Genomic DNA, 20,076 nt, shown 5'->3' on the forward strand with positions numbered 1-20,076 from the left:
GGGTTCAGGGCGCGTTTTGCAGGGACGCTACCTCGCGCCCGCCCCGGTAGCCAGGAGGAATAAGCGGAGGGTATTGCGAAGCAACAATTTTCCCGCCGGGAGCCAGGATTGTTAAGGAGGCGGCGACGAGCCTCCTTAACACGTTCGCAAATGCTATGGTTTCAGACAGGTAACGAACATAAGGCGAACGGAACAGCTAACAAGAGCTACATGTTGCTCTCGTTTTTATTTAATACCGTCTGCCGCCATTCGGTCGCGAATATGCTGGGCGCGTTCGGCGGAGGCCGGGTGATCGTCAAACATGGAGCTTTGACGTCCCGCTTCCAGCTTCGCCAGTTTCTCAAAACTGGTTGCCAGACCAGCCGGACTGATGCCGCGTTTGCGCAACAACTCATAGGAGTAATCATCCGCTTCGGACTCCTGGCGCTGGGAGAACTGTGAGTTCACCAGTTTCTCGCCAAGATCGCCCAACTGTGACTGCGACAGACTACCGACAATACCGCCAGCGGAAGCGGCTGCGGCGCGAACCGCGTTAGTCCCCAGCGCAACCTGCATCCCTTTCTTCACATGGCCGAGCGCAACGTGTCCCATTTCGTGGCCGATGACCGCCTCCACTTCGTTATCGGTCATGATGTCCATCAGGCCGCTATAGACGCGGATACAGCCGTTCGCCATTGCAAACGCGTTAACGTCTTTCGCCACATAGACTTTGTAATTCACCGACTGGCCGTTGATATTGTCGCCGAGCGCAGAGGCGATTTTGCTCAGTCGCTTCGCGTATTCGCTGCTGACCGGGGCGATTGTCGCCTTGCTGTCCATTTCCGTACATGCCTGGTCGCTGAGCGCTTTTACTTGCTCATCACTGAGGCTGTAAGCCTGAAAAGCGCCTGCACCTGAAGCGAGCAGTCCATTGGAGTCCATATTCTGGCAACCGGTCAGAACCGTCGCCATGCTCATAGCAAGCAGTAAAGCGCGAATTTTCATGTTTTCTCTTCCGCACGAAATCAGGATTGTTCTAAAAGTGCGCCTTGTGTCGATGAACCAGCGCCACGCTAAGTATAAAGAAAAGAACGACAAGGGGGTGAGCAGATTGCGCAACATGCGAACACGATCCGGAGATTTCTGAAGCGGCGAAAGGATGCTCCATGTACATGGCTCGCGGCTTGGGTTACATTGTTGGCACTTTTTTCCGGCGTAGCCCAAAACGCGCTGTCGTCAAGTCGTTAAGGGCATGGCCTTCATCATCCGATCTGGAGTCAAAATGTCCTCACGTAAAGAGCTTGCCAATGCTATTCGTGCGCTGAGCATGGACGCAGTACAGAAAGCCAAATCCGGTCACCCGGGTGCCCCTATGGGTATGGCTGACATTGCCGAAGTCCTGTGGCGTGATTTCCTGAACCACAACCCGCAGAACCCTTCCTGGGCTGACCGTGACCGCTTCGTGCTGTCTAACGGCCACGGCTCCATGCTGATCTACAGCCTGCTGCACCTCACCGGCTATGACCTGCCGATGTCTGAGCTGCAAAACTTCCGTCAGCTGCACTCCAAAACGCCGGGCCACCCGGAAGTGGGTTACACCGCAGGTGTTGAAACCACCACCGGCCCGCTGGGTCAGGGGATTGCGAACGCGGTCGGTATGGCGATTGCGGAAAAAACACTGGCGGCGCAGTTCAACCGTCCAGGCCACGATATCGTGGATCACTTCACCTATGCCTTCATGGGCGATGGCTGCATGATGGAAGGTATCTCCCATGAAGTCTGCTCTCTGGCAGGAACGCTGAAGCTGGGCAAACTGATCGCGTTCTACGATGACAACGGTATCTCTATCGATGGTCACGTTGAAGGCTGGTTCACTGATGACACCGCTAAACGTTTCGAAGCCTACGGCTGGCACGTTGTGCGCGGTATCGACGGTCACGATGCTGAAGCGATTAAACGCGCGGTTGAAGAAGCGCGCGCCGTTACTGACAAACCGTCTCTGCTGATGTGCAAAACCATCATCGGTTTCGGTTCCCCGAACAAAGCGGGTACGCACGACTCTCACGGCGCGCCGCTGGGCGATGCTGAAATCGCACTGACCCGCGAACAGCTGGGCTGGAAATACGCGCCGTTCGAAATCCCGTCTGAAATCTATGCGCAGTGGGATGCGAAAGAAGCCGGTCAGGCAAAAGAAGCGGTCTGGAATGAGAAATTCGCCGCCTATGCAAAAGCCTTCCCGCAGGAAGCCGCTGAATTTACCCGTCGTATGAAAGGCGAAATGCCGTCTGACTTCGACGCGAAAGCGAATGAATTTATCGCTAAGTTGCAGGCTAACCCGGCGAAAATTGCCAGCCGTAAAGCGTCTCAGAATGCGATTGAAGCGTTCGGGCCGCTGCTGCCTGAATTCCTCGGCGGTTCCGCTGACCTGGCGCCAAGCAACCTGACCCTGTGGTCGGGTTCTAAAGCCATTAACGAAGATGCTGCGGGTAACTACATCCATTACGGCGTGCGCGAGTTCGGTATGACCGCCATCGCTAACGGCATCTCCCTGCACGGTGGTTTCCTGCCGTACACCTCTACCTTCCTGATGTTCGTGGAATATGCCCGTAACGCGGTGCGTATGGCTGCGCTGATGAAACAGCGTCAGGTGATGGTCTATACCCACGACTCCATCGGTCTGGGCGAAGATGGCCCGACTCACCAGCCGGTAGAGCAGGTGGCTTCTCTGCGTGTAACGCCGAACATGAGCACCTGGCGTCCGTGTGACCAGGTTGAATCCGCAGTGGCGTGGAAATACGGCGTTGAGCGTCAGGACGGCCCGACTGCGCTGATCCTCTCCCGTCAGAATCTGGCGCAGCAGGAACGCACCGAAGAGCAGTTGGCGAACATTGCGCGCGGTGGTTATGTGCTGAAAGATTGCGCCGGTCAGCCGGAACTGATCTTCATCGCAACTGGTTCTGAAGTTGAGCTGGCCGTTGCCGCATGGGACAAACTGTCTGCCGAAGGCGTGAAAGCGCGCGTGGTCTCCATGCCATCTACCGACGCGTTCGACAAGCAGGATGCCGCTTACCGTGAAGCCGTACTGCCGAAAGCGGTTTCCGCTCGCGTGGCAGTGGAAGCGGGTATCGCTGACTACTGGTTCAAATACGTGGGCCTGAATGGCGCTATCGTCGGCATGACCACCTTCGGTGAGTCTGCGCCTGCTGAGCTGCTGTTCGAAGAGTTCGGCTTTACCGTTGATAACGTTGTCGCGAAAGCAAAAGAACTGCTGTAATCACGATACAACACCGAACGGGTCGCTCAGGCGGCCCGTTTTTTATAAAGGGATTATAAATAATTTCGTTCAGACAAGTGGCTATATATGATCTAATTCACATATTTGATATTTAGTGATTTTGTGTAATTGTGATAAATAGCACATAAATACGGTTGCCTTTTATTTTTATGTTTTTAACTGTCTGTTTTTATTGAGTTCTAAAAAAACACTTTCTCCTTCTTCGCATTTTTCCCTTCGATTGATTTCGCTTTGCCGCGCGAGTATTTTGTTTTTAACGATAAGCAGTACCCTATATAAATAAGGATAATTTATGCGGCTGATTGATTATTTCCCTGAATCGTCAATAGCAATAAAAAATGCAGCGACTGACTGGCGCGAAGCAATTGATTTTTCCATGTCCTCTCTGCTTTCTCATGATTATGTTAACTCACGGTATATTCAGGCCATTAAAGAGTCCACATTAACCAATGGACCTTATTATATTCTGGCGCCAGGCGTCGCAATGCCGCATGCGCGCCCTGAATGTGGTGCTTTAAAAACGGGGATGTCGTTAACACTCCTCCGGCAAGAAGTGAAGTTTACAGAAGATGATCCGATCAAATTATTAATCGGTTTATCCGCCGCAGATGCGGACTCTCACATTGGCGCTATTCAGGCGTTAAGTGAATTATTATGTGAAGATGAAATTCTTACTGAGTTGTTAACAGCGACATCTGAAAAACAGCTAGCGGATATTATTGCTCGCGCATAATTAATTTCTCCTCTACAGGATATTATTATGGAACACAAGTCTGCTCGTGCAAAGGTCCAGGCTTTTGGGGGCTTTTTGACTGCAATGGTCATTCCCAATATCGGCGCATTTATTGCCTGGGGGTTTATTACTGCCTTATTTATTCCAACAGGTTGGCTACCGAATGAACATTTCGCCAAAATAGTTGGCCCTATGATCACCTATTTGCTGCCAGTAATGATCGGTTCTACTGGCGGCCATCTGGTGGGCGGGAAACGAGGCGCGGTGATGGGGGGAATTGGTACGATTGGCGTCATTATCGGCGCGGATATTCCTATGTTCCTCGGCTCAATGATCATGGGGCCACTTGGTGGGCTGGTGATTAAACATATCGACCGACTGCTGGACAAGCGTATTCCCGCTGGCTTTGAGATGGTGATTAATAACTTCTCTCTGGGTATTGCCGGGATGCTCCTGTGCCTGCTGGGGTTTGAGGTGATTGGCCCGGCAGTGCTCATCGCGAATAATTTTGTGAAAGAGTGTATTGAATCGCTGGTGCATGCCGGTTATTTGCCGCTGCTGTCGCTTATTAACGAACCCGCGAAAATTCTCTTTCTGAATAACGCGATTGATCAGGGCGTCTATTACCCGTTAGGGATGCAACAGGCGTCGGAAACGGGGAAATCGATTTTCTTCATGGTGGCCTCTAACCCTGGCCCGGGATTAGGGCTGCTGCTGGGCTTTACCTTCTTTGGCCGTGGTATGAGCAAAAAATCCGCGCCGGGAGCGATGATCATCCACTTCCTGGGGGGGATTCACGAGCTGTACTTCCCGTATGTACTGATGAAACCGTTAACGCTGATTGCGATGATCGCTGGCGGGATGACGGGAACCTGGGTGTTTAATCTGTTAGGCGGTGGACTGGTTGCAGGCCCAAGTCCGGGTTCGATTTTCGCGTACCTTGCGCTGACGCCGAAAGGATCTTTCCTGGCTACGATCGCGGGTGTAACGGCGGGAACGCTGGTGACCTTCATCGTGACTTCGATCATCCTGAAAATGGAAAAGAGCGTTGAAACGGAGAATGAAGAAGACCATTTCGCAGAGTCTGCGAAAGCCGTGAAAGCAATGAAACAGGAAGGCGCATTTTCTTATAAGAATATTAAACGTATCGCTTTTGTCTGCGATGCCGGAATGGGTTCCAGCGCGATGGGGGCAACGACATTCCGTAAGCGTCTGGAGAAAGCCGGTCTGGTGATTGCGGTGGCTCATCATGCTATCGAAAATGTTCCTGATGACGCCGATATTATCGTGACGCATGCCAGCCTTGAGGGCCGCGTTAAGCGTGTGAGTAATAAGCCCACGGTGTTAATTAAAAATTACATCGGTGACCCACTGCTGGATGAATTATTTAAAAAACTCATCGCGGATTAGCATCATCAATTTTTCGGAGTAACTATGAAGACCAAAGTAGCTGCTATTTATGGTAAGCAGGATGTTCGCATCCGCGAGTTTGAATTGCCTGAAATTACAGATAATGAACTGTTAGTGAGTGTAATATCAGACAGCGTGTGTTTATCGACATGGAAAGCCGCCACGTTAGGTAGCGAGCATAAACGTGTGCCTGATTATTTAGAGAATCACCCGGTTATTACTGGTCATGAGTGTGCAGGTATTATTGTTGAAGTGGGGAAAAACCTGACCGATAAATATAAAAAGGGACAACGCTTTGTGTTGCAACCGGCGATGGGGTTGCCCAGCGGATATTCAGCGGGATATAGCTATGAATATTTTGGCGGCAATGCGACGTATATGATTATTCCTGAGCTGGCGATTAACCTCGGCTGTGTTTTACCGTATCACGGCTCCTATTTCGCGGCGGCGTCACTGGCAGAACCCATGTGCTGTATTATCGGCGCATACAATGCGAACTACCACACGACGCCTTATGTTTATGAGCACCGCATGGGGGTGAAACCCGGCGGTAATATTGCGCTTCTGGCGTGTGCCGGGCCGATGGGGATCGGCGCCATTGATTATGCCATCAACGGTGGTATCCAGCCTTCGCGAGTGGTGGTGGTCGATATTGATGAAGCCCGTCTGTCACAAGCGAAAAAACTGCTGCCGGTCGAGCTGGCGGCGGCGAAGGGGATTGAGCTTGTTTATGTGAATACCTGCGGCATGGAAAACCCGACGGCAAAACTGCGTGCGCTAACGGAAGATGCGGGTTTCGATGACGTTTTCGTTTACGCCGCCGTCCCGGCGGTGGTGGAAATGGCCGATACACTGCTGGCTGAAGACGGTTGTCTGAACTTTTTCGCGGGCCCAACGGATAAAGATTTTAAGGTTCCGTTTAACTTCTACAACGTGCATTACAACAGTACCCATGTTGTGGGAACGTCCGGCGGTTCGACCGATGACATGAAAGAGGCCATTGCGTTGAGCGCCACAGGGCAACTACAGCCTTCATTTATGGTAACGCACATTGGCGGGCTGGATGCCGTCCCGGAAACGGTGCTTAACCTGCCCAATATTCCGGGAGGGAAAAAACTCATTTATAACGGCGTGACCATGCCGCTGACCGCTATCGCCGATTTTGCCGAAAAAGGAAAAACCGACCCGTTATTCAAAGCGCTGGCGCGTCTGGTTGAAGAGACGCACGGCATCTGGAATGAAAACGCGGAGAGATATTTGCTGGCGCAGTTTGGCGTAGATATTGGGGAGGCGGCGGCATGATGTCTCTGGCGTGGCCGCTTTTTCGGATTACGGAACAGGCAGCGCTTGCTGCCTGGCCGCAAACCGGATGCGGCGATAAAAACAAAATCGATGGACTGGCGGTGACAGCCATGCGTCAGTCATTAAATGAAGTCGCCATGCGGGGCAAAATTGTTATCGGCGAAGGCGAAATCGACCATGCGCCGATGTTGTATATCGGTGAAGAGGTCGGAACCGGGACAGGGCCGAGCGTGGACATCGCCGTCGACCCGATTGAGGGAACGCGCATGGTGGCGATGGGGCAGAATAATGCGTTGTCCGTGATGGCGCTGGCGCCGCAGGGGAGCCTGCTGCATGCGCCTGACATGTATATGCGCAAACTGGTGGTTAACCGTCAGGCGAAAGGGGCGATTAACCTCGCGTTATCACTGGAAGAGAACCTGCGTAATATTGCCGCTGCGCTGAATAAGCCGCTCACGTCGTTGCGTATGGCGACGCTGGATAAACCGCGCCATCAGGCGGTTATTCAGCAGGCCGCGCAGCTTGGCGTCAAGGTGTTTGCCTTGCCGGATGGCGATGTCGCCGCCAGCGTATTAACCTGCCAGCAACATCATCCGTTCGATGTGATGTACGCTATTGGCGGCGCGCCGGAAGGGGTGATATCAGCCTGCGCCGTGAAGGCGCTTGATGGTGATATGCAGGCTGAGTTGATTGACTTTTGTCAGGCGAAAGGTGAAACGGCGAAACACCGATTGATCGCGAACGATGAGTTACGTCGCTGTAAGCAAATGGGTGTCGCGGTGAACCGGGTTTATACGCTGGATGAACTCGTGGGAAGCCAGGATATTCTGTTTTCAGCAACGGGCGTAACGGGAGGCGATCTGTTACATGGCGTGCAGAAAACGGAAAATGGCGTCAGTACGCAAACATTACTGATCGGCGGCATCGATCGAACGTGTAATATAATAGACTCTCTGCATTGCTGGTGATTTATCGAGAAACGCATGACGACGTTGACAGAAGATGATGTACTTGAGCAACTGGACGCTCAGGATAATTTACTTTCGTTTATGGCAACCGCAAATGACATCCTGTTGCAGGCCATCAAAAATTTTCTGCCGTCATTATTCGTCAATAACGATGAAGAAATCGTCGAATATGCAGTGAAGCCGTTACTGGCTCAAAGCGGCCCGCTTGATGACATTGATGTGGCAATACGTTTGATTTATGCGTTGGGAAAAATGGATAAATGGCTGTATGCCGATGTGATTCACTTTTCTCAGTTTTATCAGTATTTACGTGAACAGCGTGAAATCCCCCGTTTTTCTGATGATATCACCTGGGATTTTATGAGTAACGTCAATAGCATAACGACGAATGCTACACTCTACAATTCGTTGAAATCAATGAAGTTTGCAGATTTCGCCATCTATTCAGAAATACGTTTTGTCACCATGATCAAAACCGGGCTGGCTTTAGCGGTAACGACGATATTAAGGGAATTAACACCGTGAAAATATCGCTCCAGATTAATGGGCTGATGACCGACGCCTGGTATGATGACGATGAAGTAGAAAATGTCCATAAACCGCTGTTACGGCATCTGGCAACATTAAACGCGAAAACACCTGAGCGCCGCACCGTTATTTTTCTGAGCGCCCCGCCAGGAACAGGAAAGTCAACGCTCACCACCTTCTGGGAATATCTGTCGCGTAACGATCCAGAATTACCGACGATCCAGACGCTGCCGATGGATGGCTTCCATCATTATAATCGCTGGCTGGATGAGCATGAACTGCGCGCCGCTAAAGGTGCGCCTGAAACCTTTAACGTTGAAAAACTGGCGAGTAATTTACGTCAACTCCATGAGCAGAATGCAACCTGGCCTCAATATGATCGCCAGCTGCATGACCCTGTCGAAAATGCCATTCAGGTGACGGCGCCTGTCGTTATTATTGAAGGAAACTGGCTGTTGTATAACGCGCCGTCCTGGCGCGAGCTACGGCAGTATTGCGATTATTCACTGTTTATCCGCGCGCCTGCCGATGTGCTGCGCGGCCGTTTAATCGCACGTAAACAGGCAGGAGGACTGAGCGAAGAGCAGGCGCAGATATTTTTTGACCGTACCGACGGGCCTAACGTTTGTCGGGTGCTGGAAAACAGCTTACCTGCGAGTCTTACGTTAGAGATGACGGCAAAGGGTGAGTATCGTCTTGCACAGGCGTTGCCTGACGAGCCTCAGTAATGGCTCCGTTATGCAGACGAACCACCCTGGAAAAATGGCGCTGCGTAAAAGCGGCGTCATGACTGATCGCCACCACGCTGGTTCCCCGTTGTCGGCAAACCGCGAGCCAGTTTTCAAAGATTGCCAGCCAGTGGGCGTCAAAATCCCGGCTGGGTTCATCAAGCATCAGAATTGCTGGTCTCATGACGTCAAGACTGGCAACGGCGACCATACGGCGTTGCGCCGTATGAAGATCTAACGGATGCATATCCGCGACCTCTTCCAGAGCGCATAATTTCAGCGCCGTAGCGGTGCGTTGCGCAATTTCGGTCGGCGGCAACTTTTGTAGCCGCAAGCCAAAAGCGACCTCTTCGGCGACATTACTGTGAAAAAGCTGGTTTTCCGCTTCCTGAAACAGCACGCCGAGAACCTGCGCGCGTTCGCGGTTTTTGCGTTGCGCAATCGGCGTTCCCTGAAGCAGCACGTCGCCGGATGACGGAGTGAGTAAGCCAGCCATGATGCGCAGAAGCGTCGATTTCCCCGCGCCGTTATCACCGGTCAGCGCCAGCCATTCCCCTGCGTTCAGCGTCAGTGAGATATCGTGAAGGCAGGGAGTAGCGGCGCCCGGCCAGCGAAAAGTCACCTGTTCTAGCGTCAGCATCGTAAAGATAATCCTTCGTTGTGCAACTGCCATGTGCGATCGCAATAGGCGAGAAAGGGGGCGGGGTCACGCTCAAAAAGAATGATTAACGCCTGTTGCGTATGCGCCCAGTCCTGTAAACGCGTCAGCAGCAGCGCCGTGGCCTGAGCCGTTAAACGGCTGAACGCTTCATCAAGAATCAACAGTTTCGGCTGCATAGCGAGTGCGCTGGCAATCACCACGCGCTGTGTTTCCCCGCCGGAGAGCGTACCCGGGTGGCGATGGCGCAATGGCTGGCATTCCGTCAGCGAGAGCGCGGCATCAACGCGGCGCAGGATCTCCGCCTCGCTGAGCGCAAGGTTTTCCGGGCCGAACGCGATCTCTTCCTCCACGCTGAAGGTACAGCCGGAAAGTTGCAGCCAGGGCGACTGCTGGACAAGCTGGATGGTTTGCGCGTGTTCCGCCAGGGAGCGCTGCCCTATGGGCGTGCATAACAGTTCGCCTTTGCCGTCGATCGTGCCGGGAAGAAAATCGGGAAACCAGCCCGCCATTAACTGCGCCAGCGTACTTTTTCCGCTGCCGTTATTGCCAAAAATCGCCACGATACCGGGCGTGTCGTAATGAAAATCGAAGCACAGCGGGGCGCGCGTCGCATGTGTCGGGTGATAACGGAACTGCTCTAGCGTAACCATATCCACACTCCGGTTTCGACCAGCATCGCCAGTATCATGCTGTAGCGTGCGACCCGTTGCCGGGCGCTGTCCTCCGGCGCCCACAATGTGGTGCGACGGCGATGTAAACGAAACGCCCGCATATCCAATGCCGCACCGCGAACCGCCAGATCGTTGAGCGCATTGTGCGTTAACGGAACGATAAGCGCAGGCATGGCGCGAAGTCGCTGATACCAACGTTCGTCCAGCGGCACGCCGCGGGCGCGCTGGGCTTCATGAATGATCGACAGCTGGCGTTTTAGCTGTTCGACAACCAGCAGCGGGCCGGCAAACAGGTAGGCGATACCCGGCGGCAGGCGTGAGGCGAACAGGGCGCGAATAAACTGGCGAACCGGCACGTACTGCATCCACAACTGTGAGGTGGAGACTATCGCCAGAATCCGTAGCCAGAGCGTGACGGCGTGTTGCCAGCGTTGCGGATCGCGCGGCTGGCCGCTGATCCACTCGGTCAGCCAGCCTCCGTGTACCAGCCATAGGCCGAATCCCAGAGAAAACATCAGCCACGCGACATATTTCGCCCGCGGGCGCGTGGCGCTTATCCCCAGTAAACAGAGAAACGTCGCCGCGCTGTACAGCGTGAGCGCCATGCCGGCAGGAAGCAGCAGCGTGGTGCAGGCGGCCAGCGCCCAGAGCGTTAACGAGGTAAAAGGGTGCATTAGCGCACGGGCGACATCGTTGGGAAATGGCGCGTGGTGCGTAATGGCAACTGGCGCAACAGCACCCAGACGATAATCGCGGTCAGGATTTTATCGACCAGATTCGCCCCCAGGACGGTAATCGCAACGGACTCCACCAGGTTCTGACCGACAGAGTGCATCCAGGCGACAAACAGGTCGGCGCCGCTTCCGGTCACACCGCCAAACAGCGTAGTTCGCAGCGGCACGGCGACAACTGTGACCGCCAGCGTAATCACCACGCCGCTGGCCACCACTTTTGGCAGGGTGCGAAACCATCCGGCACGCGCCAGCCAACCGGCGACCAGGCCAATCACCATCGCGACCGGCGCAAAGGCGGCGGCGATGGGATCGGTTAATAATCCCCAGAGTACATTGGTGAGCAACCCGGTTAACATGCCGACTATCGGGCCGAGCAGGACGGCGCTGATCAACGTCCCGATGGAGTCGAGGAAAACCGGTAACTTCAACATGCTGATGAGCTGTCCGCCGATCATATTGATGGCGATAGCAATCACGATCAAAGCCAGGGACTGGCTGGAAAACTGGCGACGCGCCATAGAAAACCTCTTACTGAGTGAAACGTTAACGGGGTGAGATAACCAGTTCTTCATAACCGGAAACAGCGCAGGGCTGGCGGCTAAACGCCAGCGCGTTAAGCTCTCCGATGACCAGTTCAAGCGTGGTGCGAACGGTACAGCCTGCCATCATATGGCCGCCCAGCATTGCGCCTTTTGGGTCGGAAACAGAGAGATGAAGGTGTTCGCCAGTGAGTTCCAGCGTGCCGTTCAGGGAGATGACCTCATACGTTCCGGTGAGCAGGGTGGTTTCCTCTTGCCCGGCGAATCGCAGCGCGACGTCAGTCAGGCTGCCGGTACACCCGGCTATCCACGCGGCGCGCAGTTGGTGCTGTTGGACGAACGCGTGTAGTTGTGAAAAAACTTCCTGGCCGGGAAGCAGGCGCAGCGCATAAAAGCGTGCGGCAGATGAGGGAACTGGCGGCATTGTCATGGTTTGGGGACTCCGAGACTCGGACGTAGCGCTGATAATATAGACGCTGGCTCACGTACTTCCTGATATAAATCAGGATTTGTGACGCGGCAACGAAAAGATATTGCTACGCTTATTCGCCATTCTGGAATATGGAATAAATTGGGCGCTGAAGGGGACGAAAGTGTGATGCAGGTCAGATAACTGGCTTCTTTGACTGGACAATCATTCCTTTTATTCCTCGTTTCGCTTATTCTAGCTGAAGCGTTTCAGTCGATTAAATGTTCGACAAATAATCAATCAGTCGCAGTTTGCGACAGGTAAGGTTTTCCTCGACGATTTGCTGGATTACTCTGTCAGCCTCATCTGAATCGGGATAGCCTTGCAGGAGACCTATGACCGTACGCGTAGCGATTAATGGCTTTGGTCGCATCGGGCGTAACGTGGTTCGTGCTTTGTATGAATCAGGACGCCGGGCGGAAATCAGCGTGGTGGCAATCAACGAACTTGCGGATGCTGCGGGCATGGCGCATTTGTTGAAATATGACACCAGCCATGGACGTTTTGCATGGGATGTTCGCCAGGAGCGCGAGCAGCTCATCGTCGACGACGACACGATTCGCATTTTGCACGAGCGAACGCTGGATGCGCTCCCCTGGCGCGAACTGAGTATTGATGTCGTGCTGGATTGCACGGGCGTGTACGGTAATCGTGAACACGGCGAGGCGCATCTTGCCGCTGGCGCGAAAAAAGTGCTCTTTTCACATCCCGGCAGCCACGATCTTGACGCCACCGTCGTGTTTGGCGTGAACCAGGATCAATTGCGTGCGGAACACCGCATCGTATCGAATGCGTCCTGTACCACGAATTGCATCATCCCCGTCATTAAATTGTTAGATGATGCCTACGGCATTGAGTCGGGAACCGTCACGACGATCCACTCCGCCATGCACGATCAGCAGGTGATCGACGCGTACCATTCCGATCTGCGACGCACCCGCGCCGCCAGCCAGTCGATTATTCCGGTTGATACCAAACTGGCGGCGGGCATTACGCGAATTTTCCCGCAGTTCAACGACCGTTTTGAGGCGATTGCGGTACGCGTACCGACCATAAATGTGACGGCGATCGACTTAAGCGTGACGGTGAAAAAGCCGGTAAAAGCCAATGAAGTCAACCAGTTGCTGCAAAAAGCAGCACATGGGGCATTTCATGGTATAGTTGACTATACGGAATTGCCGTTGGTCTCGATAGATTTCAACCACGACCCGCATAGCGCCATCGTTGATGGCACCCAGACACGGGTCAGTGGCGCCCACCTGATCAAGACATTGGTCTGGTGCGATAATGAATGGGGCTTTGCTAACCGAATGCTCGACACGACGTTAGCGATGGCCGCAGTTGGTTTCAAGTAGGACATTCCATGCGCAAAATCCTTCAAAAGGATGAAGCGCATGACGTCTGCAAAACTTTATGAATCAATGAGAGGATTCACCATGTCTGTAATTAAGATGACCGATCTGGATCTTGCTGGTAAACGTGTTTTTATCCGTGCGGATCTGAACGTTCCAGTTAAAGAAGGGAAAGTAACCAGCGACGCGCGTATTCGCGCTTCCCTGCCGACCATCGAACTGGCCCTGAAACAGGGTGCGAAAGTGATGGTTACTTCCCACCTGGGTCGTCCTACCGAAGGCGAGTACAACGAAGAATTCTCTCTGCTGCCGGTTGTTAACTACCTGAAAGACAAACTGTCCAATCCGGTTCGCCTGGTAAAAGATTACCTGGACGGCGTTGAAGTGGCTGCTGGTGAACTGGTGGTTCTGGAAAACGTTCGCTTTAACAAAGGCGAGAAGAAAGACGACGAAGCCCTGTCTAAGAAATACGCTGCGCTGTGCGACGTATTCGTGATGGACGCTTTCGGTACTGCGCACCGCGCTCAGGCTTCTACCCACGGTATCGGTAAATTCGCCGACGTCGCTTGCGCAGGTCCGCTGCTGGCGGCTGAACTGGATGCGCTGGGTAAAGCGCTGAAAGAACCGGCTCGCCCGATGGTGGCTATCGTTGGCGGTTCTAAAGTGTCTACCAAACTGACCGTTCTGGACTCCCTGTCCAAAATCGCTGACCAGCTGATCGTTGGCGGCGGCATCGCAAACACCTTCGTTGCCGCTCAGGGCCACAATGTGGGCAAATCCCTGTACGAAGCTGACCTGGTTGACGAAGCGAAACGCCTGCTGACCACCTGTGATATCCCGGTTCCAACTGACGTACGCGTAGCAACCGAGTTCTCCGAAACCGCTACCGCGACCCTGAAATCTGTTAACGACATCAAAGACGACGAGCAGATTCTGGACCTGGGCGATACTTCCGCTGAGAAACTGGCTGACATCCTGAAGAATGCGAAAACCATTCTGTGGAACGGCCCGGTTGGCGTGTTCGAATTCCCGAACTTCCGTAAAGGCACCGAAATTGTTGCCAACGCGATTGCAGACAGCGAAGCGTTCTCCATCGCAGGCGGCGGCGACACTCTGGCGGCAATCGACCTGTTCGGCATTGCTGACAAAATCTCCTACATCTCCACTGGCGGCGGCGCATTCCTCGAATTCGTGGAAGGCAAAGTGCTGCCAGCAGTAGCAATGCTCGAAGAGCGCGCTAAGAAGTAATCGTTACGGGCAGGGATTCCTGCCCGTTGATTTATTGCCGTGCTGACATTCAGGGCGGCCCGTGTTTTTTCTAAGGCCCGACGATACAGGACAACGAAACATGTCTAAAATTTTTGATTTCGTAAAACCAGGCGTAATTACTGGTGATGACGTACAGAAAGTGTTCCAGGTAGCAAAAGAAAACAACTTTGCTCTGCCAGCAGTTAACTGCGTGGGCACCGATTCCATCAACGCCGTTCTGGAAACCGCTGCGAAAGTTAAAGCGCCGGTCATCGTCCAGTTCTCCAACGGTGGCGCTTCCTTTATCGCGGGTAAAGGCGTGAAAACCGACGTTCCTCAGGGCTCGGCAATCCTGGGCGCTATCTCTGGCGCGCATCACGTTCACCAGATGGCTGAACACTACGGTGTTCCGGTAATTCTGCACACCGACCACTGCGCGAAGAAACTGCTGCCGTGGATCGACGGTCTGCTGGATGCGGGTGAAAAACATTTCGCTGCGACCGGTAAGCCGCTGTTCTCTTCTCACATGATCGACCTGTCTGAAGAGTCTCTGGAAGAGAACATCGAAATCTGCTCCAAATACCTGGCGCGCATGGCCAAAATGGGCATGACTCTGGAAATCGAACTGGGTTGCACCGGTGGTGAAGAAGACGGCGTGGACAACAGCCACATGGACGCTTCTGCACTGTACACCCAGCCGGAAGACGTTGATTACGCATACACTGAGCTGAGCAAAATCAGCCCGCGTTTCACCATCGCGGCTTCCTTCGGTAACGTACACGGTGTTTACAAACCGGGTAACGTGGTTCTGACCCCGACCATCCTGCGCGACTCTCAGGAATATGTTTCTAAGAAACACAACCTGCCGCACAACAGCCTGAACTTCGTATTCCACGGTGGTTCCGGTTCTACCGCTCAGGAAATCAAAGACTCCGTAAGCTACGGCGTAATCAAAATGAACATCGATACTGATACCCAATGGGCGACCTGGGAAGGTGTTCTGAAGTATTACAAAGATAACGAAGCGTATCTTCAGGGTCAGCTGGGCAACCCGAAAGGCGAAGATCAGCCGAACAAGAAATACTACGATCCGCGCGTATGGCTGCGTGCCGGCCAGACTTCCATGATCGCGCGTCTGGAACAGGCTTTCAAAGAACTGAACGCGATTGACGTTCTGTAATTCAGCCTGCTGATTGTAAAAATGGCTTCCTTCGGGAAGCCATTTTTTTTGCCGGATGGCGATTACGATTGGCAACCGTGCTTCCCGTAGGCCGGATAAGACGCTTTCGCGTCGCCATCCGGCAAAAAGAGGTTTACCGCGTCACGCAGGTGCCTTTTTCCCCCGCCAGAATCTGTGGCGCATCTTTTAGCGCGCCGATAAACGCAGTGTTCCCGGTCTGCTTAACAAACTGCATCACCGCTGCGGCTTTGGGGCCCATCGCACCATCGGGGGCGGCAAACGGCGCCAGTTCTTCTACCGTTGCATGGCGTAGCGCGCGCGCCTGTGGTGTTCCCCAGTTCTCATACACAGCGTCCGCATCCGTCAGGATCAACAGATGATCGGCGTGGAGAGACTGCGCCAGCACCGAGGCCGTTAAATCTTTATCAATGACCGCTTCGACTCCCTGGTATCCCTCGTCTTGTGCGATAACCGGAATGCCGCCGCCACCGCAGCAAATTACCGTATGTCCGGCATCTATCAACGTTTGTATTGCGTCACTGTCGAGAATTTTTAATGGCGTTGGAGAGGGAACAACCCGACGAATATAGTTGCCATCGGCTTTCATCTGCCAGCCGTAGCGCGCTTCCAGCTCCGCCTGCTGCGCCGGTTGATATACCGGGCCGATATACTTGCCGGGCGTTGCAAAGGCGTCATCCCGCGGATCGACCGCCACGCGGGTCATCAGCGTTGTGACGGGCGCGCCGCCAGTGTATGACGCCAGTTCCTGAGCGATAGCAAAACCGATCATTCCCTGGCTTTCGGCGACCAGAATATCCAGCGGCCAGGCGGGGGAGTCTGTACAGGCCGCATTCTGTAACGCCAGCAGACCCACCTGCGGGCCGTTGCCGTGAACAATCACCAGTTGATAATCCCGGGCCAGTACGGATGCCATTCTGGCGAATACCTGAATGCTACGCTGCTGATTTTCCGCGCTAAGAATTTCTCCGCGCTGTAATAACGCATTGCCGCCAAGGGCAATGACGATTTTCTTTTTCATGATGACCTCATTGTGCGAAATATCTCGCGGTAAAAATATCGTCTTGTTATTTTCATAATGTGATGTAACCGACAGCTCATTTACCCACAAAAATATCTCGCTAATCCTTAGCGTTTTTATCTCTTTTATTTAAATTGTTTTAAAAATGATTATTAGACTTTTTTTAATAATGCAGCGGTCAGTTCCCAGGAATTTATAACAATGGATTTTGTGTGATTTTGTTCAAATGAAATGGATTTTTCCCCCGATAAGGTAGCCTCAGTTAAAACATCAAACCTCACGTATCATGTCAGATAGCATGAGGTGTTCAGCGGTAAATATTACCGGGAGATTGCTTATGTCTGGATCATATGAAGTGACTGAGGTCACGAATAAAAGAGGAATACCGGCCTGGTGGGTCACCGTTTTCCTGTTCTGGTTAGGGTGGATTTTTATGTACGCTGACCGCACGATACTCAATCCGGTAATGGGAGAACTGGAAAAAGAATTTGGCTTAAGTGGTACGCAATTAGGTATTCTTAATTCAGTTTTCTATTTTTCTTATGCTTTGCTTCAGGTTCCGGCAGGAATTCTGGGCGATAAGATTGGCAAAAAGAAAGTGCTGGTGCCGGGGTTTATTCTTTTTGGCGTATTCACCGCCGTCACCGGTTGGGCGAAAAGCTGGTATACGCTGCTGTTTGCCCGCGTGGTAACGGGAGCGGGAGAAGGGACTTACTATGGCCCGCAGTATGGCTTGTCTTCCGAGCAGATCCCCAAAAAATACCGTTCGCTGGGCAGTGCAATCATCAATAGCGGGATGGCCTTCGGTATTGCGCTGGGCCTGATGACCTCCAGTTGGCTGGTGTACGACCAGGGGTATTCATGGCGTATGCCATTTTACGCGATGGCGATCCCCTCCGTGCTGGTTGGGATTGCGATCTGGTTGTTTGTGAAAGAGAAGAAGCGCACGGCCGAAGCCGATGGCAAACCGGTAAAAAAAGGGAATTTCAGCGACCTTCTGAAAAACCGTAATTTAATTATCACCTATATTATGGTGTTCTGTAGCCTGTTTGGTTTCTTCGTTATTCTGACCTGGCTTCCCTATTATCTGCAAAGTGAACGTGGCATCGCGGGCAGTGAAACCGGATTTATTTCTTCGCTGGTGGCGTGGATTTCAATTCCTGGCGCGCTGTTATTCTCCAGCCTGTCTGACAAACTGGGTAAGCGTAAACCATTAATTATGTTCCTGGTGCCCGTTGCCATTCTCAGCATGCTGTCAATTATCTGGATGCCAAATATGACCGGCGTCATTATCGCTCTGTGCGTTTATGGCCTTGTCGGAAAACTGGCGCTGGACCCGGTACTGGTCGCTCTGGTGGCGGATAGCGTCGATGAAAATAATTACAGCACGGCATTTGGCTTATTTAATTTTATCGGCATGAGTTCATCCATTCTGGCACCCATTATTGCAGGCGCGGCGCGTGATATCACCGGAAGTCTGGCTTCCAGTTTCTATGTTTCAGCCGCGCTGCTGGCTGTCGGTTTATTCGCCATGTTGTTTTTAAAAGAAAAACGCACATAAAGAGGTAGCGGTAATGATTTACGCCTTTATTAAAAAGGGAAGTTTTCAGGACTCCGTCAGCCTGATGATTATTTCCCGAAAACTCAGTGAACGCCCGGAAGTTGATCAGGTCTCGGTGATGATGGGCACGCCAGCGAATAAGTCGATGCTGGATTCAACCGGGTTCTGGCATGACGATTTTGCCGATGCCACGCCAAACGATATTTGCGTGGCGGTGCGAACCGAAGGCGAACAGCCCGGCATTCTGGATTTGATTCGTGAGCAGCTGGAGAAAGAACTGAATGCGATGACGAATGCCTCGGGCAGCTCGCACCAGTTGATTAAAGCGCGCCGCTGGGAGAGCGCATGTCAAAAATTACCCCAGGCTAATCTGCTGTTAGTTTCCGTTGCCGGGGAATATGCCGCATCGGTTGCCAGAGAGGGGCTGCTGGCGAATAAAAACGTGATGCTGTTTTCCGATAACGTGCCGCTGGAACAGGAAGTCGAGCTGAAAACAATGGCGCGCGAGCGGGGGCTGATTGTGATGGGGCCTGACTGTGGCACGGCGATGATTGCCGGAAGTCCGCTGGCTTTTGCCAACGTACTGCCTGAAGGCGGGATTGGCGTAATTGGCGCATCGGGGACGGGGATTCAGGAAGTGACGTCGCAGATTGCGCTGCATCAGCAGGGAATCAGCCATGCGATAGGTCTGGGCGGGCGCGACCTGAGCGCGGAAGTGGGCGGCATCAGCGCGCTGACCGCGCTCGACATGCTGGCCGCGGATGACGCCACGCGGGTGATTGCTTTTGTCTCCAAACCGCCGTCGCCGCAGGTGCGAACCCGCATCATTGCGGCCATGCAAAACGTGGGGAAACCGGTGGTCGCGTTGTTCCTCGGGCGTCAACCGGAACAGCGCCGTGAAGGTAACGTCTGGCTGGCGAACTCCTTGTCAGATGCCGCCCAGCTGGCGGTGCTGCTGATGCGCGTGGCGCAACAGCGACGGATTCAGCCGGAAGTGGCAGGGAAAGGTATTTATGGCCTGTACGCCGGGGGCACGCTGGCAGCCGAAGCCGCCATGCTGCTCTCCGCCGGGCTGGGCGTCCCCGTCAGCGAAAACCACGACCAGGGCGTGATGCTGGAGGCTGGCGGCCATCGCATTGTCGACCTCGGTGATGACAGTTACACCCTGGGCAGACCTCATCCGATGATTGATCCAACAACCCGCAGTATTGAAATTGAAAAACTGACTGCAATGCCGACGGTGGGCGTGCTGCTGCTGGATGTGGTGCTGGGCTATGGCGCCTGTGCCGACCCGGCGGGAGCGGTCGTCGAGACGATAGAGCAAGTGCGCGCCAAACGCGCCGCGCCGCTGGTGGTGATTGCCACCCTGACCGGTACTGATGCCGACCCGCAGGGGCGCAGCGGGCAGGCGGAAAAACTTCGCGAGGCCGGGATTGCGGTGGTGGAAACGCTGGAAGAAGCCGTCCTGCTCGCCATCAGTCTTACACGCCATCAGGAGCGCGGCATACCGCAAGCACATAGCGCGCTTCTTGATGGCGTGCAGGTCATCAACGCCGGGTTGCGCAGCTTCGCGCTGGATCTGCAAAGCAGCGGTACGCCGGTTGTGCATTATCAGTGGGCGCCCGTTGCCGGTGGCAACGCCCGTCTCGCCAGTCTACTCAAACAGTTACATTAAGTTC

19 protein-coding genes are annotated in these 20,076 nt (G+C 53.5%); 12 read left to right on the forward strand and 7 right to left on the reverse strand.

Translation table 11 applies throughout. From position 1 onward, the window contains the following. Positions 1–225: 225 nt before the first annotated feature. A complete protein-coding gene (gene loiP, locus OGX81_RS08250) occupies positions 226–984 on the reverse strand; it encodes a metalloprotease LoiP (RefSeq protein WP_286487538.1) in 759 nt (252 codons plus the stop codon). A 277-nt stretch (positions 985–1,261) separates the two neighbouring features. Here loiP and tkt point away from each other — a divergent pair, with 277 nt between their 5' ends. From tkt to OGX81_RS08285, 7 genes are all read left to right on the forward strand, one after another. Beyond that, positions 1,262–3,253, forward strand: a complete 1,992-nt coding sequence (tkt, locus tag OGX81_RS08255) for a transketolase (protein WP_049010273.1) — start codon at positions 1,262–1,264, stop codon at positions 3,251–3,253. 313 nt (positions 3,254–3,566) lie between these two features. Beyond that, entirely contained in the window at positions 3,567–4,007 is a 441-nt protein-coding gene (cmtB, locus tag OGX81_RS08260) for a PTS mannitol transporter subunit IIA (RefSeq protein WP_104868206.1), read from the forward strand. A 27-nt stretch (positions 4,008–4,034) separates the two neighbouring features. After that, positions 4,035–5,417 (forward strand): PTS mannitol transporter subunit IIBC, encoded by a 1,383-nt coding sequence (locus tag OGX81_RS08265; RefSeq protein WP_012135047.1) that lies wholly within the window; start codon positions 4,035–4,037, stop codon positions 5,415–5,417. Between the two features lie 24 nt (positions 5,418–5,441). Then, positions 5,442–6,719 carry a zinc-binding dehydrogenase gene (locus tag OGX81_RS08270; RefSeq protein WP_104868207.1) on the forward strand — a complete coding sequence of 426 codons (1,278 nt, stop codon included), beginning with the start codon at positions 5,442–5,444 and terminating at the stop codon, positions 6,717–6,719. After that, positions 6,716–7,687: a class II fructose-bisphosphatase gene (gene glpX, locus OGX81_RS08275; protein ID WP_104868208.1), complete on the forward strand. Its 972-nt coding sequence runs from the start codon at positions 6,716–6,718 to the stop codon at positions 7,685–7,687. Before OGX81_RS08270 ends, glpX begins: the two co-directional genes overlap by 4 nt. A 15-nt stretch (positions 7,688–7,702) precedes the next feature. After that, positions 7,703–8,212, forward strand: coding sequence for an MltR family transcriptional regulator (locus tag OGX81_RS08280; protein ID WP_047461374.1), 510 nt, complete (start codon positions 7,703–7,705; stop codon positions 8,210–8,212). Further along, positions 8,209–8,943 carry a nucleoside/nucleotide kinase family protein gene (locus tag OGX81_RS08285; RefSeq protein ID WP_047461376.1) on the forward strand — a complete coding sequence of 245 codons (735 nt, stop codon included), beginning with the start codon at positions 8,209–8,211 and terminating at the stop codon, positions 8,941–8,943. Before OGX81_RS08280 ends, OGX81_RS08285 begins: the two co-directional genes overlap by 4 nt. Here OGX81_RS08285 and OGX81_RS08290 read toward each other — a convergent pair. The 5 genes from OGX81_RS08290 to OGX81_RS08310 are packed head-to-tail and all read right to left on the reverse strand — an operon-like array spanning position 8,876 to position 11,978. Then, on the reverse strand, positions 8,876–9,583 hold the full coding sequence (locus OGX81_RS08290; RefSeq protein ID WP_110123757.1) for an energy-coupling factor ABC transporter ATP-binding protein: 708 nt from the start codon (positions 9,581–9,583) through the stop codon (positions 8,876–8,878). The two genes, OGX81_RS08285 and OGX81_RS08290, sit on opposite strands and share 68 nt — an antisense overlap. Next, on the reverse strand, positions 9,577–10,254 hold the full coding sequence (locus OGX81_RS08295) for an energy-coupling factor ABC transporter ATP-binding protein (RefSeq protein WP_058668070.1): 678 nt from the start codon (positions 10,252–10,254) through the stop codon (positions 9,577–9,579). The genes OGX81_RS08290 and OGX81_RS08295 overlap by 7 nt, the downstream gene beginning before the upstream one ends. Beyond that, positions 10,242–10,949, reverse strand: a complete 708-nt coding sequence (locus OGX81_RS08300) for an energy-coupling factor transporter transmembrane component T (protein ID WP_012135040.1) — start codon at positions 10,947–10,949, stop codon at positions 10,242–10,244. The genes OGX81_RS08295 and OGX81_RS08300 overlap by 13 nt, the downstream gene beginning before the upstream one ends. Beyond that, positions 10,949–11,527, reverse strand: a complete 579-nt coding sequence (locus OGX81_RS08305; RefSeq protein ID WP_012135039.1) for an ECF transporter S component — start codon at positions 11,525–11,527, stop codon at positions 10,949–10,951. Before OGX81_RS08305 ends, OGX81_RS08300 begins: the two co-directional genes overlap by 1 nt. A gap of 25 nt (positions 11,528–11,552) precedes the next feature. After that, the gene (locus OGX81_RS08310) at positions 11,553–11,978 is read right to left on the reverse strand and encodes a PPC domain-containing DNA-binding protein (RefSeq protein WP_012135038.1); all 426 of its coding nucleotides are present in this window, start codon (positions 11,976–11,978) and stop codon (positions 11,553–11,555) included. Between the two features lie 374 nt (positions 11,979–12,352). Here OGX81_RS08310 and epd point away from each other — a divergent pair, with 374 nt between their 5' ends. The 3 genes from epd to fbaA all read left to right on the forward strand — a co-directional run bounded on the left by epd (position 12,353) and on the right by fbaA (position 15,797). Then, positions 12,353–13,372, forward strand: coding sequence for an erythrose-4-phosphate dehydrogenase (epd, locus tag OGX81_RS08315; protein ID WP_104868210.1), 1,020 nt, complete (start codon positions 12,353–12,355; stop codon positions 13,370–13,372). An 81-nt stretch (positions 13,373–13,453) separates the two neighbouring features. Then, positions 13,454–14,617: a phosphoglycerate kinase gene (pgk, locus tag OGX81_RS08320; protein ID WP_024130932.1), complete on the forward strand. Its 1,164-nt coding sequence runs from the start codon at positions 13,454–13,456 to the stop codon at positions 14,615–14,617. A 100-nt stretch (positions 14,618–14,717) separates the two neighbouring features. Further along, entirely contained in the window at positions 14,718–15,797 is a 1,080-nt protein-coding gene (gene fbaA, locus OGX81_RS08325; RefSeq protein ID WP_012135034.1) for a class II fructose-bisphosphate aldolase, read from the forward strand. Between the two features lie 133 nt (positions 15,798–15,930). Here the strand turns inward: fbaA and OGX81_RS08330 are convergent, their stop codons facing one another. After that, entirely contained in the window at positions 15,931–16,836 is a 906-nt protein-coding gene (locus OGX81_RS08330) for a carbamate kinase (protein ID WP_104868211.1), read from the reverse strand. Between the two features lie 337 nt (positions 16,837–17,173). Here OGX81_RS08330 and OGX81_RS08335 point away from each other — a divergent pair, with 337 nt between their 5' ends. Then, on the forward strand, positions 17,174–18,397 hold the full coding sequence (locus OGX81_RS08335) for an MFS transporter (protein WP_012135031.1): 1,224 nt from the start codon (positions 17,174–17,176) through the stop codon (positions 18,395–18,397). A gap of 13 nt (positions 18,398–18,410) precedes the next feature. Beyond that, complete coding sequence (locus OGX81_RS08340; protein ID WP_104868212.1) at positions 18,411–20,072, forward strand: acyl-CoA synthetase FdrA; 1,662 nt, start codon at positions 18,411–18,413, stop codon at positions 20,070–20,072. The last annotated feature ends 4 nt before the right edge of the window (positions 20,073–20,076 follow it).

The organism is Citrobacter sp. CK206 (assembly GCF_030333125.1).
Classification (GTDB): domain Bacteria; phylum Pseudomonadota; class Gammaproteobacteria; order Enterobacterales; family Enterobacteriaceae; genus Citrobacter_B; species Citrobacter_B koseri.

What these genes read in the sequence shown, in the direction of transcription:
- loiP (WP_286487538.1), bottom strand. Translation starts at nt 984, where the DNA reads ATGAAAATTCGCGCTTTACTGCTTGCTATGAGCATGGCGACGGTTCTG.
- tkt (WP_049010273.1), top strand. Translation starts at nt 1,262, where the DNA reads ATGTCCTCACGTAAAGAGCTTGCCAATGCTATTCGTGCGCTGAGCATG.
- cmtB (WP_104868206.1), top strand. Translation starts at nt 3,567, where the DNA reads ATGCGGCTGATTGATTATTTCCCTGAATCGTCAATAGCAATAAAAAAT.
- OGX81_RS08265 (WP_012135047.1), top strand. Translation starts at nt 4,035, where the DNA reads ATGGAACACAAGTCTGCTCGTGCAAAGGTCCAGGCTTTTGGGGGCTTT.
- OGX81_RS08270 (WP_104868207.1), top strand. Translation starts at nt 5,442, where the DNA reads ATGAAGACCAAAGTAGCTGCTATTTATGGTAAGCAGGATGTTCGCATC.
- glpX (WP_104868208.1), top strand. Translation starts at nt 6,716, where the DNA reads ATGATGTCTCTGGCGTGGCCGCTTTTTCGGATTACGGAACAGGCAGCG.
- OGX81_RS08280 (WP_047461374.1), top strand. Translation starts at nt 7,703, where the DNA reads ATGACGACGTTGACAGAAGATGATGTACTTGAGCAACTGGACGCTCAG.
- OGX81_RS08290 (WP_110123757.1), bottom strand. Translation starts at nt 9,583, where the DNA reads ATGCTGACGCTAGAACAGGTGACTTTTCGCTGGCCGGGCGCCGCTACT.
- OGX81_RS08295 (WP_058668070.1), bottom strand. Translation starts at nt 10,254, where the DNA reads ATGGTTACGCTAGAGCAGTTCCGTTATCACCCGACACATGCGACGCGC.
- OGX81_RS08300 (WP_012135040.1), bottom strand. Translation starts at nt 10,949, where the DNA reads ATGCACCCTTTTACCTCGTTAACGCTCTGGGCGCTGGCCGCCTGCACC.
- OGX81_RS08305 (WP_012135039.1), bottom strand. Translation starts at nt 11,527, where the DNA reads ATGGCGCGTCGCCAGTTTTCCAGCCAGTCCCTGGCTTTGATCGTGATT.
- OGX81_RS08310 (WP_012135038.1), bottom strand. Translation starts at nt 11,978, where the DNA reads ATGACAATGCCGCCAGTTCCCTCATCTGCCGCACGCTTTTATGCGCTG.
- epd (WP_104868210.1), top strand. Translation starts at nt 12,353, where the DNA reads ATGACCGTACGCGTAGCGATTAATGGCTTTGGTCGCATCGGGCGTAAC.
- pgk (WP_024130932.1), top strand. Translation starts at nt 13,454, where the DNA reads ATGTCTGTAATTAAGATGACCGATCTGGATCTTGCTGGTAAACGTGTT.
- fbaA (WP_012135034.1), top strand. Translation starts at nt 14,718, where the DNA reads ATGTCTAAAATTTTTGATTTCGTAAAACCAGGCGTAATTACTGGTGAT.
- OGX81_RS08330 (WP_104868211.1), bottom strand. Translation starts at nt 16,836, where the DNA reads ATGAAAAAGAAAATCGTCATTGCCCTTGGCGGCAATGCGTTATTACAG.
- OGX81_RS08335 (WP_012135031.1), top strand. Translation starts at nt 17,174, where the DNA reads ATGTCTGGATCATATGAAGTGACTGAGGTCACGAATAAAAGAGGAATA.
- OGX81_RS08340 (WP_104868212.1), top strand. Translation starts at nt 18,411, where the DNA reads ATGATTTACGCCTTTATTAAAAAGGGAAGTTTTCAGGACTCCGTCAGC.